Consider the following 15,005-nt stretch of genomic DNA (forward strand, 5'->3'; position numbering starts at 1 on the left):
ATTTAAATCATATGCTATTAGGTTTGTTTTTAAGTCTTTGTGTTATTCCTATTGAAATAAAAATAAGAGATAGTCTTTTCGTGAGTCTATTATTTTTATGACATAAAATTCTAAGTGCAACTATCTTAATTTTTTTTAGACCTTTTGCCGTACGATCCTCTTTTTTAGGTATTGGCGTCACCATTTTTGGATTAACTTTTACAAGTTTCATCACCTCATCTACGACTTTTTCCATTTGCGGATCACGTCCTTTTATCAATAGATTTGGATCATCCCAAACAGCGAAATCTGGTTTTACACCGACACCTTCATCAAACCATTTCCCAGAATTGTAAAACAATCGAGCACCAGGAACCGTTATACCTCCGCCATCTATAAGCTGATGTCCAGTGGCTGGGCCAACCAAGATGCCAATAGTCCGTTCGCCTACAATCGGACCTGCATCCATTTCCCTGAATGCCCAGGGAAGTCCATCACCACCTGAACCTGCCCAGCCGTTTATTAACATTCCCATTGGGCCAGTATTAGCTTTTGTAGGCATGGTATGTGTTTTTCCGTGTCTCCAATACAAATTATAAATGGTTGGTCTTTTCATTAATTCAAGGAAACGATCGGCTAGTTGACCACCACCATTAAAACGTTCATCAATAATAAAACCTTCTTTATCTAACTGGCCGTAGTACATTTTTACCAAATCGAGTTGTCCTCGTGGTGATGTATCGGTCATATACACATAACCCAATTTGCCGTTTGAAAGTTTTTCGACCATTAAACGATTGGTTTCAATCCAATCTAAATAGCGGATATTTCCTTCCTCACCAGCTGTTAAACAGGTTACAACTATGTTTTTTGCATCACTTAACTTACCAGTTTTACTTATTTTTAAAGCGACAGTTTTTCCGTTAAGACCTTCAAAAGCTGCAAAAGGTTCTTTATCCAATGGTAAAGCCATTCCATTTACGGAATGAATATAATCACCCTCTGAAACGTCGACCCCTGGACGATCAAATGGAGATCGATTTTCGGCATCCCATGGAGCAGGTTTTACAATTTTTTAATTTTGTAGCCTTTTGAATCCATTGCCCAATCAATACCTAAATAGCCTGTGCTTACGTCTTCAATAGTTTCGTTATCTCCACCAAATGTATAGGTATGTCCTGCGCTTAATTCTGACAACATATTTGATTGCAAATACGAAATGTCCCAACGTGATCTTGCATCGTCTATAAGCGCACCATAACGTGTTCGCATCGCTTGCCAATTTACTTGTTGCATATCTTCGTCATAAAAGAAATCGCGATATCTCCTCCATGTATCATTAAATATTTGATGCCATTCTTCTCGTGGATTAAGTTCCATAACCAAACCGTCTGTTGGTATAGCATCTTTGATTTTTTGATCTGGAGCGGGTTGTACAATTCCAAATTGCGGACCACTCTGAACTAATAGTGCTTTTCCATCTGCTGTTTGAACCACGTTATTAACTTTAGGCATAATCGTTTGTTCTTTGCGCTCTTTTAAATCATAAAACATTAGCGTTGGGTCGCCTCCTTCAGATCCTGTATTAGGATATCGGATATAAGTCACTTTATCATCAAATGCCATTAATTGTCCTAAATTACCAGGTTTAATGGGTAGGATGACCAATCTGTTTTCAAGTTCAGTCCAATCAATTTTGATAGGTTTTTCGACTGTTTTAGTGTCTTTAGCCTTATCACTATTTTCAGAAGCGTTTTCTTTCTTTTCAGCTTCTAGAGCATCATTTTTTGCTTCGAGAAGATATGGCGATGCATCACTTAAACTGATAGCTGCCAATTGCGTAGCATTTGGATAAATCCAAGTACCATCATCTAAAGCACTGTATGCAGCATCAAAATTTCTTTTGGTAAGAAAGAATATGTGTTTTCCATCTGTGCTAAATACAGGATTGCTGTCGTTATAAAAACCACTTGTGACTTGTTGTGATTTTTTGTTGTTGACATCATAAATAAAAATAGCTTCATTAGAATTATCCATTCCTAACGTGTAGGTTAGATATTTAGAATCATGCGACCAGTTTATGGGAAAACTATAGCGACCACCATGACCGTAATTCCACCTGTAATTATCTGCAATTTCTATCTTACCTGAATTGATATCTACAATGCTGATGTCATTCTTTTCATCTATAAAAGCAAGTTTATTACTGTCTGGCGACCAATGTAAGGTATAGCCATAACCTTTGTTACGAGAGGTTATTTTTTTTAGAGCTTTTTCTTCGCGCATCGCCTGAACGTAAATTTCATATTCTCCAGAGGAGTCACTCCAATACGCCACATAGTCACCATTTGGAGACCACGTAGGACTGTGATCGAAAGCACCAGAATTCGTGGTGATATTATCAACAAAGCCGTCTTTAACAGGTACATTGAACAACTCACCTCTGGCCTCAAATACAATGCGTTTAGCGCCCGGAGATGCAGTCATATTATTAATAGTCTTGCTTACATCAGTACGTTTTGGCATTTCTAAGGTTAAATCACTAACAACAGAAACGTTTACTTCTTTTGATTGCTCGGTAGCGAGATCCATAAGATGAAGTGTGCCTCCAACTTCAAAGACTAAGTCTGAAGGACCAGCGGATAAATAGGTAATATCGAAATCTTTAAAGTGGGTGACTTGGTTGAGATGTTCTGTTTGCGTGTCGTAACTCCAAACATTTAAGCGCATATCATCAGCACGATCAGACAGGAAATAAACTTTATTGCCTGCCCAAGCCGGTTTGCCATCATTTGCCGTATGGTTAGTGATGTTTTTAGCGGTTTTATTTTCAAGGTCAAATAATATTACTTCCGATGTTAAACCACCACGATAGCGTTTAAATGGATAGGTTTCAGTGATTTTTGTAATGTATGCTAACTGTTTTCCATCCGTTGAAAAAGAAGCTATTTCACCATACGGAATCGGTAATTTCTCAGGCATACCTCCGTTTTTAGAAATTAAAAATAGTTGGTTTATACGACCTGAAGGAATACCTGTTTCACGACGTGATGCAAATAGAATTTTATCACCAGAAGGATGCCAATCTACCATACGGTCTGAATGTGAGCCATAGGTAATTCTATTAGGAATTCCTCCTTTAGTATTCATGACATAGATATCTGGATTTCCTCTGTAGCTCGCCGTAAAAGCTATTTCCTTACCATTTGGAGAAAATTTAGGATAAGATTCTTCGCCTGGAGAATTGGTGAGTTGCGTGGCGACTCCGCCATTTTTGTTTACAACCCATATATCTCCTCCAAGAACAAAACAGATTTGAGTGTTCGAAACATCTACGTAGCGCATCAGTTTGGCGTTAATCTGGCCGAAGGAATAGAAACATAAAAATGCAAAAAAAATGATGGTTAATTTTTTCATAATGGTTGGTCTTTAGTAATTATTAATTTTAATTCTCGGTTGCAATACCAAGACGTCTATTAAAGTTTATTTGAATTCGCCGCTGTCCACATCCTTTATAAATTGTATCAATCCTGAGAAATAAGCTTCAGGATCATCATATTGTGATACATGTGCCGCGTTTGTCGTGAGACTTCTCCCTTTTTGAACTTCGGTGCTCATCCATTCCATATATTTGGGATCCATGGTGTCGTATGTTCCGCCAATCATCAATGTTGGAACCGTTAATTCTTTTAATCTACCAGAAACATCCCAACCTTTCAACGTCGCATTTCCTGTGACACCAAATTCACTATGGCCTTGCATATAGATGTAAATGTTTGGGTTAAGATGCGAAAACGCGCGATTAATAAATTCTGGCCATTCGTTCAATGGTTTACGCAAGATGTGTTTGGTATAATAATGTTGTGTAACGAGTTCTGTATAATGTGGATTGCCGAAATCTTCTGCAGCTTCCATGGCTTTTATTTCTTTATAAACTTCTGGTGGCAGTTGAGGACCTAAAACTTCCGCTGCATATTTTTCATATTCAGGAATGCTAGCCATCATATTAGAAATAATCAAACCTTTTAAATGATCTTGATATTTCAAAGCGTATTCCATGGCGAGAATACCGCCCCAAGATTGTCCAAGAAGGTAAAAATTATCTTTGTCGAGATTTAAAGCTTGTCTAACCTGTTCTACTTCTTCAACAAAATGCTCGGTAGTCCATAAAGTGGAATCGTTTGGTTTGTCGCTGTAATAGGAATCTAGCTGGTCATAATAAATGTATTCAATCTCTTCATTTGGAAGATAGCCATCAAAATTCTCAAAAAATTCATGAGTACCTCCTGGACCTCCATGAAGCAACAGCACTTTCATTTTTGGATTGTTGCCCATACGTTTTGTCCAAACATTAAATGTGCCTTTAGCAGTTTTAATAGGAATCATTTTGATGCCACCTGTTTTTTGGTCGTCGCTGTTAGAATAATCGAAATAGGACGATTTTGTTTCTTTCTCTATAGTTGTCGTTTTGACTTTCTCATTACAAGACCATAAGAAGCAAATGATAGGCATGAGTAATAAAATTTTGGTTTTCATAAGTTTATTTAGTTTCATAATTATTTAAAGCGGTTTGTTTTCTGACGGTTTTATGTAAACAACTATTTAGTCCTCAATTGTTTTTTTCAAGGCTTATCCATTGATTTACATTGCCTTCTAGCACGTTTAAAGGAATCGTTCCACTACCCAAAACAACATCATGAAATGCCCTGATATCAAACTGATCTTTTAGGATGTCTTCTGACTTTTTTCTAAGTTCTTTTATTTTCAGTTCGCCAATTTTGTAAGCTAGAGCTTGTCCAGGCCAAGCGATATACCTATCAACTTCAACCGAAATGTCGTTTTCGTTTTTGCCAGAATTCTCTTTAAAATAGTCGATAGCTTCTTGTCTTGTCCACCCAAAGGCATGGATGCCGGTATCAACTACCAATCTCATGGCACGCCACATTTCATAAGTCAATTGCCCGTATTTAGAATACATATCTTGGTACATACCGAGTTCTGATCCAAGACTTTCAGAATACAGTCCCCAACCTTCAATAAATGCCGTAAACCCGAGCATGGTTCTAAACTCAGGAACGTTTTCTAGTTCTTGAGCAAGTGAAATCTGTAAGTGATGACCAGGAACCGCTTCATGAATAGTTAAGGCTTCCATCTCCCATTTGGGTCTCGATTCTAGTTTATAAGTATTCGCATAGAAATAGCCTGCTATACCAGATTGCAGAGAACCTGGATTATAATACGCCGTTGTAGTCGCTTGCTCTGAATAAGCAGGCACTTTCTTTACACCATACGGAAGCCTTGGTAGTTTCCCAAAAAGTTGGGGCAAGACAGGATCTATCTTTTTGCAAATGTCACGATAAGCCGAAAGCAATTCCTCAGGCGTATCAAAATAAAACTGAGGGTCTTCTTTTAGAAAAGTATTAAATGCATTTAAGTCTCCTTTGAAGCCTGTGTCTGATTTCACCTTTTCCATCTCAACCAATATTCTTGCTACTTCAGATAGGCCGATATCGTGGATTTCCTGAGCGGTCTTATTTGTGGTGGTATGAAACTTTATTTGCTCATTGTACCATGCCGTTCCATTGGGTAATTCACTTAGTCCATAGCTTCCTCTAGTGTTAGGCAAATAGATGTCTGTCATAAAACTCATAAACTTGTCAAAAGCTGGGTTAACACTTTCGCTAATGATAGTCTGAGCTTTCTCTTTCAATATTTCATTGCCTTCTAGGTTTGTAAATGGTGTATAAAAAATGCTTTCTACAGGCGTTTCTGAAATCATGCTTTTCAATTGTTCGGGTACTTGTACCACTGTATTCCGTGGCATCACGATGCCCTTTTCAATGCCTTCTGTTAACGTTATTTCAACGTTTTTTAAAAGTTCTGAAACACCCTCAAGTCTTGCTATAATATCTTCTAATGCCTTTGGCGAATTCGTTGGCATCATTTGAATAATTGCAGGTATGTACGAATGAATGCCCTGAATTTGGTCTATGATTAAATACTGCTGCGGAAACTGGCTATTTAAAGTATATTGGTCGCCAACAGAGCGATTAAAGATGCTGAAGTTGACTTTATCTTCTTCCGTTAAATTTTCAAGATTAAACCAGTCTTTAGAGTCGTTAAAAATCTTTAATACCGCTAAGTTTTTTTTGTGGCTTCAGGTGAAACATCATCCCAAAAATGGTTGTATCCAGGTTTACCAAAAAAAGTAGCCATTACAGGCGATGCTTCTAATTGGCTTTCGGTAAAGACTTCAAAGAGCACTTTTAAACGTTCACTTTCGCTACTGAAATTTTTACTATCCTTAATGTAACTCAGTTTTTCAGTAATATTACCATTAGGTAATTTTGCTTTTTGGGCATGTCCTTGCTTACTACCTGTAATGAGTAAAACAAGGCTTAGTAATAATAGAATGTTCTTCATAATATTTAATTTATCTTTTGTTTAAGGTTTTTTAATCAATTTCAATTAGACCTAGTCCTTTCTGTCTTAATCTACGAGTAGGTTCACATTTTGTATTATTTCTTTTTTATCTTTCTTCCTTGTATAAAAACTTCAGCAATAAATAAGGGTATCGCCCAACAGGCCCAACTCATTAAAACTTGAACTTCTTCCCAGGTTCCAATATCAAATGACCTAATAATATCGTATACAAATCTGAATGTGACGAAAGCTAGCGTTATGACGTAACTTCTTATCATCCACTCTTTATGCAAGTCTATTTTTCGGTTCTTTATAGAAATAAATGCCATTATGGAAGACGTTGACCACGCAACGCCAAGCATAAACAAGCCAACGGCATATGGTAAATTAACATCGGAAGTAATCGCCATATACATACCAGATATTCCTGATAAAACAGTAGACATAATATAAACACGACCTAATTGCCTGTGGATTTTGAGATATTTATTTCGAATTTTTGGCATAAATTGAAATGGCCCAATTATAGTCGCGATTATCCCCAAAACAATATGTGGAAATACCCAATACACTCTCGGGAAGTAATACGAGCCGTAAACTGCTTCAGTTGGAATTAGCATGGGTAATGCTGTAGTAATAAGATAATAGCATGCTAAAAGGCTTGTACAGAGAGCTAAAGTTATGATTCCATATTTTCTTATGTTGTTATTTTGCTTTGGTTGGTTCATTTTTTTCAGTATAAAATATTGTCAAACACTTTTTCTAAGTAGATCTCCCTTTGTGAGATTTTATTGTCAGAATGAAAGACATCAAGAATTTCTTGTTTTAAATCAGCTAATTCTTTTAAAGTATATTCGTGTTGGTTGATGGTATCTTCTATTTTTTCAAAACAACTATCTTCTTCGTCACAGCTAAATTCATTGTAGATTTTATTAAAAGTGGCGCTGTCTGTTTTTGATTTTATAAGCGCGATTTCTTCTTCTGCTTCATGATGGTCAAATTTTGCACAGAGCAATAACATATAAATTTTGAATTCTGCTTTTGACCATTTTGCTAATTCGTTTTTCATGATTTTATTTTTTTAAGAGTTGTATTGATTTAGGGTTTTAGAAACGGATTGAAACGGTAATCCTAAGTCGCGTTCTGCCAGCTGGTTTTGATAGATAATTTTGGCGGCATGTTTTGGTGTTTTGTTATTGAGCATCAACGTCACATCCGAAACGGGGTAGGTTTCACTACTCAGTAAATAGTTTTTGCCATGCAAACCAGGGATCGTTGCAGCTTTGTAGACAGCCCGACCAACATCCTTTACATTAACGATTGCCATTTCTATGTCGTCATCATAAAACATTTGAATAAAAGGATTAGGTGCAATCTTATTTTTGAATAAATATTGAATGCCAGTTGAGGTAGAATCTTCTCGATTTGAAAGTGATTTTCCCATAACCATTACTGGTGATACACTCACGATTTCAGTAATTGAGTCTGGATGTTTTGCAATGAATTTATTAACTGTTTGATTAGCCATAAATTTGGCTTGTGCATACGGATGACTTTCTTCATTTGTAAAAGGAGTGTCGTTTTCGTTAAAATTATCTGAACTTAATTTTCCTCCTGCTGGTAAAGGGAAATTGGTGTTCCATGCTGCAACTGAAGCAATGAGAACTACCTTTTTTACACTTGGTGTTTTATGGATGACTTCCAAGAAATTCTCTGTTCCTTTTATGGTTGGATCAAACAATTCGGCTTTAGCGTCTGTAAAATCTAACTGAAAAGGTGTACCAGAATGAATGACAATATCACAATCTTTTACAAAGTTTTCTAGTCTGTTTTTATCGGTAACATTTAATTCGCTAAAACTTAAATGCTCAGCATTTTTAAGCCGATTTAAGTGTCGGTATTTGTCAATATTAGATAAATCTCTGGTTGAGACTTTAACCTCAAAGCCATTGTCTAAAAACTGTTTTGTTATATGGCTTCCTATAAAACCAGAACCACCAATAATGCCTACTTTTTTCATTATAATTTGATTTTAATAATTGATATAATTATTTTATATAGCAATTGCTATGTATTTAAACCCATTGTTGTAATGGGTTTTATTGTGTTACATGTTGCTATTAATCATAACAAGCAAAATCAAATTTCTTAGGGTAGTGGGATTTGCTTTGTTAAAACATCGTAAAAAGGGGTGTTTTAACTGTAGCTAATTTAGGTTTTAATTGAGGTGTTGTCAATCACATATTGATGTGATATTAGGGGATATCTTTTTGTATATTTGATACTTAGCTATTAATTACAACCATTATTTTGAATTTATTTAAATTACCGTGCGCTTTTGTTCTGCAAATAAGTTTACTTTTTGCGTTCTGTAGTGTATATTCTCAAAACCCGTCGCAAGTCGATGTATTAACCACAGAAGAAGGGCTGATGTTTAGAGACGTTCAGGCCATTGCCCAAGATAGATCTGGACATATGTGGTTTGGAACATCACAAGGCCTTAATCGCTATGATGGCTACCATTTTTTGACTTATAATAGCGATAAGAAAAACCCCAATTTTATTGAGGAGGAAGGTTTTACAGCTGAAATGATAATGAATGAAGCTAAGGATGCACTTTGGTTTATGGCTAATGATCGCCTATTTAATTTAAACTTATCCACAGACAAAGTAAAGGAATACAACGAAGCACATCATATAAAAGGCAAGGTATTGAGATTGCTAAAAACAGCTGATCATAGTATTTGGGTTATTACAGATGATTATTGGGAAAATCAAGGTCAAGACTCTAAGCAATATCTTCAAAAGTTTGAGGATGGAAACTTTAGAATCATGGCATCTATCCCAAGAACAAATAGAGGTTTTAGCGGCTTACTCCAAGATGCTGAAGGTTTTTTATGGTGGAGTACTCCAAATGGTACCTTAAAGTATAATACAGATGGTGAACTTATGGCTTCTCATGACTTGGGAAGTTACGAATGGTTTGGTTCTGAAATGCACTATGTAATCTCGTTTTTTGACCATAATAATACACATTATTATTTTCCTCATACAGGTGGTGTTAAAGTTTTTGATGAAAAAACACAACGTTCAAAACTGATTTTTGATGTAGAGGATGAATTTGGCTATGCTATTGAAGATAATCAACATCACATCTGGTTTGGTGGTCTGCAAAAGTTATATAGAATGAGTCCAAAAGGTGAATTTATAGATTATTCTGAAATTCTTAAGTCAAGATTTGATTTCACTAAAATTAATAGGCTCTTTATCGATGCCAGTAATTTACTTTGGGTTGCTACAGATAATGGCCTATTTAAAATTAGAACGGATAAGCAACTGTTTAAGAATGTATTTAAATCCAATAAAAATGGTTGGGGTAATGCAATGCGTGCTGTTTTTGAAGCTAATGATGGAACTATCTTTGCGCACTGTGAAAACGAAGGTGTCTTGCTTTTTCAAGATTTTGATGGTAAAATGGATACACTTAAGTTACACACTGAAAGTGAAAACAAGATTGAGCTTCAATATGCCGCAAGTTTTTTTGTGACTAATAAGGCTAAAACTACCGCATTTACTGTTGGAAAAACGGTGTATAAAATTGATTTGAAAACTGGAGAAACTAAAAGCTACGATCAATTTATTCCGAACTTAAAAGTGTATGGGCCCAATCCATTAATCAAGCTTAGAGATGGACGCTTGCTGTTCGGTTATACCTTATCGCGATTGGTTCTTTTTAATCCCGAGACCGAAGAGAGCGAATTCGTTTTTAAAGACACATCTGATTTTACTGAAGTTTCAGATTTGTCTTATTTTTATCAGAATCGTGAAGATGATATGGTTTGGGTAGGTACTCAAAATGATGGCTTATTAAAAATTGATCTCAATGGTACGGTTGTAGAACGATTTAGTATCAACACAACACCTAATATTTCAAAAAATCGCATTTTAGTTCTTGAAGGAGGTACAACCGGTAGCCTCTGGATTGGCACCTATGGTGGAGGACTAAATTATCTTTCTGCAGACGGAAAAACGATTAAAAAATATACCAAAGCCGATGGTTTGGCAGACAATAATGTCGTTGGTATTATGCATGATGAACAACGTAATTTGTGGATTAGTACTTATAATGGTATTTCGTATTTTGATAAGGAAAATGCTCAGTTTCAAAATTTTTATGTAGAAGATGGTCTTTCTCACAACGAGTTTAATTATTCATCTGCCTTTAAAGACAGTAAGAATAATTACTATTTCGGAGGTATGAATGGTCTAAATAGTTTTAAACCTGAAGAGATTTTTAAGAGTGCAGAGCGGTTTCATATTCATTTTACAGGTATCTCTGGATATAATAGCAAGCTTAAAAGTAGATTTAATAATGATTGTAGTTACTTGAAAAATAAGGCAGTAGAAATTTCTCCATATGATCAATATTTTCAGATTGATTGGACGATGCCTAATTATTTTAATAATCAAAAGAACACATACAGCACTAAATTAGAGGGTTTTGAAGGTCAGTGGTTTTATCAAGGGAATGCATCATCCATCCGTTATAATCAATTACCAGCAGGTGATTATGTGCTAAAAATAAAAGGTACAGATTCTAGAGGAAATAAAGCGGCATCCATTTTATCGATTCCAATTACGGTTAAACAAATTTTTTACAAGAAATGGTGGTTTATACTATTAGTGCTGCTATTTGTAATTGCCATTATGTACTCCATTTTTAGATATAGATTTAAGCAAGCTTTAGCCATGGAACGGCTTCGAACTAAAATATCTAGTGATTTGCACGATGATGTAGGTTCGTTATTATCTGGTCTTGCCATGCAAACTGAACTTATGGAAATTAATGCCAGTGAAGCCGATAAGCTTAAGCTTCAAAAAATTGCAGGTATTAGTCGGAATGCCATTTCTCAGATGCGCGATTTGGTGTGGAGTATAGATAGCAGACGTGAAACGGTTCATGATTTAATTGAACGCATGCACGAGTTAGCAGAAGAATTATTGTTACCAAAAGAAATTGCGTTTCAAATAGACAGTTCTAGTATCAGAAATCCCAGTAGACGTTTAACAGCACAAACCAAACAGGATATATTTTTAATATATAAAGAATCTATAACCAATATTTTAAGGCATTCTGATGCCTCTAATGTCAAAATATCTTTAATCAACACCTCTAAAGGTTGTGAGTTTACAATTCAAGATAATGGTAGTAAAAAAGAGTGCTATAAATCCACAGGTTTAGGTTTATCTAATATGGCAATGCGTGCTGAAAAATTAAAAGCAGAATTAGTATTTAAAAAGAAAACGGATTTAGCGTTCATCTGCATTTGCCATTTAATCTGTAATCTCAAAACTATATTAAAATGAGTTATATGGATTATTTTGAGTTTTTTTGATTAAAATCACATCTTAATGTGATTGTACACCGTTTTTAAAATTATAACTTTACTATTGAATAGATATCACTTTTTTAGCTTTTGAAATGGTGATAAAATAAAAGTCTTTCACATTCAAAAAATGAATACGATTACCTTGGGGATTATAGAAGATGATGAGTTAATTCAGGAAAGCCTGAACGCCTTTTTTGATGCCCAACCTGAAATAGAATGTGTACAGATTTCGTCTTCGGTTGAAGACTTTTTAACATCGATTAAATCACTTAAAAAGTTGCCAGAGATAATTCTTCTCGATATCAACTTATTAGGCATGTCTGGTATTAAAGGGATTCCGTTACTTTTAAACGAACTTCCCAAAGTAGATATCATTATGTTAACCACGTTTGAAGATAATGATAGTATTTATAAGGCATTATGTGCCGGAGCCTGTTCTTATTTATCGAAGAAAACACCGCTTAAAAAAATAAAAGAAGCTATAGAAGTGGTGAGTAAAGGTGGTTCTTATATGTCACCTTCCATTGCACGCAAAATAGTGAATACCTTTGCTCCAAAACAGCATAAAAGCAATTTGTTAACGCCAAGACAAAAAGAAATTGTTGCAGAAATTGTAGATGGCAAAAGTTACAAAATGATTGCTAATGATTTGTTTGTTTCCATTGATACGGTGCGTACGCATATTAAGAATATCTACAAGGCTTTAGAGATTAATAGTAAAGCCGAATTGATTCGGAAATCTTACGATAACGAACTATAATTCAATCCTCAACATACGAAAATAGATTTTTTTGTCGTTATTTAAAGTATGAAAAAAGTTCTACTCGCCATTTTAATCTTAACATCACTTGCTGTTTTAGCATTTCAGTTTAAACCAGTAAAAAAGGTGGTTAGTATCGTTAAATCAAGTATTGAAACACCAAGTCTCATTAATAAAGATAGTCTAACGATTGCATCAAGAGTTAATAGTCCTGAGGGGTATAAACGCGTGAATTATAGACAAGGAAGTTTTCAAGAGTATCTTAGAAATTACAAACTGAAAGCTTTTGGAAGTAAAATTATCAATTACGATGATACCAATTATTTTTGGCAAAGAGGACACATTGGCATTTTAGAGATTCCTGTACCTAAAAACGGACTACAACAATGTGCGGATGCCTTAATTCGGATACGAAGTGAATACTTATGGGATAATAATAGAAAAGATGAAATAGGTTTCAACTTTACGTCTGGGCATTATTGTTCTTGGACCAAATATGCAGAAGGGTATAGACCTAAAATTAACGGTAATAAAGTAACGTTTCATAAAACGGCTAATGCTAATACTACAAAAGAAAACTTCTATAAATACTTGAATTTAATTTACATGTATTCTGGTACTTTATCGCTTTTCAATGAGTTGGAATCTGTTGCTGCAAAAGATTTAAAAATCGGTGATATGCTTATTAAAGGAGGTTCTCCCGGACATATTGTTATGATTGCAGATGAAGTGATTAATGATAAAGGCGAGAAATTATTTTTATTATTTCAAGGTAATACACCAGCCCAAAGTGTGCATTTGGTTAAGAATATGGAAGATGCTGGTATTTCTCCATGGTATCAATTGGAAGATGATGCCGTGATTTCAGTTTCAAATTATACGTTTGGAAATTCTAAATTTGTGCGGTTTAAATAATATAGAAACATTATTGGCTAGGCTTCAAAAATTCTTTATTCTACAGTTATATTCGGAAATATCTCATCAAGACTTTATCTTTGTAAAAGTCAAAATTTAATATGAGTAAACCACTAACACCTCAAGAAGTACACAATCTCGCCATGAACCATGTTGGCAAAGACCTAGAAGCGCGTGGTTTTGAATTTATTGCGATTAATAGCAAGCTAAAACGCCATCCGCAATTTGTCTGTATCGACAAAAATAATCAGTATTATTTTGTCGTGGTGCGTGCTGCTATTTTACCAGAAAATCCTAATAATTACGATGTGGTTTGGATGGAGACCTTTAAAAAACACGCATTCGATAAAGATGCGAAAGTGTTATACGCAGGTGTTGGTTTGGGGAATCCTGAAGGTGAAGACTTACCGATTTATTTAGATGAAGAATATCTTATTGAGTATAACGGGATTCAGGTTATTGAAATGAATTTGAATTAATACAGCATTCGCTTTATTCGAATAATCACAGTCTAAATCAATCTACATATTTATGAAAAAAATAGTTTACCTATTTATAATTAGCATTGTTTTTTCTTGTAATCAAGAACCTGAAAACACTAAAATTAGTGGCCCTGTATTTGGAACAGCTTATAATATCCAATATTACACAACGGATGATTCAGATTATAAAATACAGTTCGATAGTCTTTTTGCTGTAATTAATGAATCGATGTCTACCTATATTCCGGATTCAAAAATATCTAGAATTAATAAAGGTGAAAGCGTAGAATTAGACGCACATTTTACGCGTGTTTTTAATAAATCCAAAGAAATTTACAGAGCAACTGAAGGAGCTTTTGATCCTACCATCGGATCGGTAGTGAATGCATGGGATTTTGGGCCAGAAGGAAAAATCACCAATATAGATAGCACGACTATAGATAGTTTAATGAGGGCTGTGGGATATAATCGCATGGGATTGAGGGATAATAAAATTGTTAAAAGTTCTAAATCGTTTTTAGATTTTAATGCTATTGCAAAAGGTTATGGTGTGGATGTTATTGGTGAGTTTTTAGAAAGCAAGAATGTAACCGATTATTTAGTTGAAATCGGAGGAGAAATACGCGTAAGAGGTATTAATCTTGATAAAAAATCACCTTGGAAAGTGGGTATCGACGATCCAAATTTTGAAGGAGAACAATCCTATTCTAAAGTCATTCCGTTGCAAGATGAAGCGATGGCAACCTCTGGCACGTACCGTAAATTTAAAATTGATGACAACGGTAATCGTTATGCACATATAATAGATACGAAAACAGGTTATCCTTCAAAAACAAATATTCTTAGTGTCTCTGTTCTTGCAGAAGATTGTATGACGGCTGATGCTTATGCAACCGCATTTCAGGCTATGGGAGTTGAAAAGGTAAAAGCTTTCACAGAAAGACATTCTGAACTAAAAGTGTTTATTATTTTTGAGAATGAAGCGAAAGAACTTGAAACCCTTTCATTAAATAACTTTCCACAATAGAAACAACAACTTTCAGCAGTTAAAAACAC

At 35.0% G+C, this 15,005-nt stretch carries 13 protein-coding genes; 5 read left to right on the forward strand and 8 right to left on the reverse strand.

All coding sequences use genetic code 11. The features are described 5' to 3' along the window. Positions 1–7: 7 nt before the first annotated feature. The 8 genes from ADIWIN_RS20775 to ADIWIN_RS03660 form a co-directional block, all read right to left on the reverse strand. A complete protein-coding gene (locus tag ADIWIN_RS20775; protein WP_235047005.1) occupies positions 8–1,051 on the reverse strand; it encodes a S41 family peptidase in 1,044 nt (347 codons plus the stop codon). Continuing rightward, positions 1,045–3,396, reverse strand: coding sequence for a S41 family peptidase (locus ADIWIN_RS03630; RefSeq protein ID WP_200859782.1), 2,352 nt, complete (start codon positions 3,394–3,396; stop codon positions 1,045–1,047). Before ADIWIN_RS03630 ends, ADIWIN_RS20775 begins: the two co-directional genes overlap by 7 nt. A gap of 66 nt (positions 3,397–3,462) precedes the next feature. Beyond that, positions 3,463–4,515: a proline iminopeptidase-family hydrolase gene (locus tag ADIWIN_RS03635; RefSeq protein WP_040756468.1), complete on the reverse strand. Its 1,053-nt coding sequence runs from the start codon at positions 4,513–4,515 to the stop codon at positions 3,463–3,465. A gap of 73 nt (positions 4,516–4,588) precedes the next feature. Continuing rightward, positions 4,589–6,106, reverse strand: a complete 1,518-nt coding sequence (locus ADIWIN_RS03640) for a DUF885 domain-containing protein (RefSeq protein ID WP_081669523.1) — start codon at positions 6,104–6,106, stop codon at positions 4,589–4,591. Between the two features lie 11 nt (positions 6,107–6,117). Then, the gene (locus ADIWIN_RS03645) at positions 6,118–6,402 is read right to left on the reverse strand and encodes a hypothetical protein (RefSeq protein ID WP_020895312.1); all 285 of its coding nucleotides are present in this window, start codon (positions 6,400–6,402) and stop codon (positions 6,118–6,120) included. A gap of 95 nt (positions 6,403–6,497) precedes the next feature. Then, entirely contained in the window at positions 6,498–7,130 is a 633-nt protein-coding gene (locus tag ADIWIN_RS03650) for a DUF2306 domain-containing protein (RefSeq protein WP_020895313.1), read from the reverse strand. Positions 7,131–7,135: 5 nt separating this feature from the next. Beyond that, positions 7,136–7,471, reverse strand: coding sequence for a hypothetical protein (locus ADIWIN_RS03655; RefSeq protein WP_020895314.1), 336 nt, complete (start codon positions 7,469–7,471; stop codon positions 7,136–7,138). Positions 7,472–7,483: 12 nt separating this feature from the next. Then, positions 7,484–8,422, reverse strand: a complete 939-nt coding sequence (locus ADIWIN_RS03660; protein WP_020895315.1) for an NAD-dependent epimerase/dehydratase family protein — start codon at positions 8,420–8,422, stop codon at positions 7,484–7,486. Between the two features lie 290 nt (positions 8,423–8,712). Between ADIWIN_RS03660 and ADIWIN_RS03665 the strand changes: the two genes are divergently transcribed. The 5 genes from ADIWIN_RS03665 to ADIWIN_RS03685 all read left to right on the forward strand — a co-directional run bounded on the left by ADIWIN_RS03665 (position 8,713) and on the right by ADIWIN_RS03685 (position 14,976). Next, the gene (locus ADIWIN_RS03665) at positions 8,713–11,769 is read left to right on the forward strand and encodes a ligand-binding sensor domain-containing protein (protein ID WP_235046995.1); all 3,057 of its coding nucleotides are present in this window, start codon (positions 8,713–8,715) and stop codon (positions 11,767–11,769) included. Positions 11,770–11,919: 150 nt separating this feature from the next. Beyond that, positions 11,920–12,552 carry a response regulator gene (locus ADIWIN_RS03670; RefSeq protein ID WP_020895317.1) on the forward strand — a complete coding sequence of 211 codons (633 nt, stop codon included), beginning with the start codon at positions 11,920–11,922 and terminating at the stop codon, positions 12,550–12,552. Positions 12,553–12,600: 48 nt separating this feature from the next. Then, a complete protein-coding gene (locus tag ADIWIN_RS03675) occupies positions 12,601–13,467 on the forward strand; it encodes a DUF4846 domain-containing protein (protein ID WP_020895318.1) in 867 nt (288 codons plus the stop codon). A gap of 101 nt (positions 13,468–13,568) precedes the next feature. Beyond that, entirely contained in the window at positions 13,569–13,946 is a 378-nt protein-coding gene (locus tag ADIWIN_RS03680; RefSeq protein WP_020895319.1) for a DUF8840 domain-containing protein, read from the forward strand. A 52-nt stretch (positions 13,947–13,998) separates the two neighbouring features. Beyond that, complete coding sequence (locus ADIWIN_RS03685; protein WP_020895320.1) at positions 13,999–14,976, forward strand: FAD:protein FMN transferase; 978 nt, start codon at positions 13,999–14,001, stop codon at positions 14,974–14,976. Positions 14,977–15,005: the final 29 nt, after the last annotated feature.

It is taken from the genome of Winogradskyella psychrotolerans RS-3 (assembly GCF_000427335.1).
Lineage (GTDB): Bacteria > Bacteroidota > Bacteroidia > Flavobacteriales > Flavobacteriaceae > Winogradskyella > Winogradskyella psychrotolerans.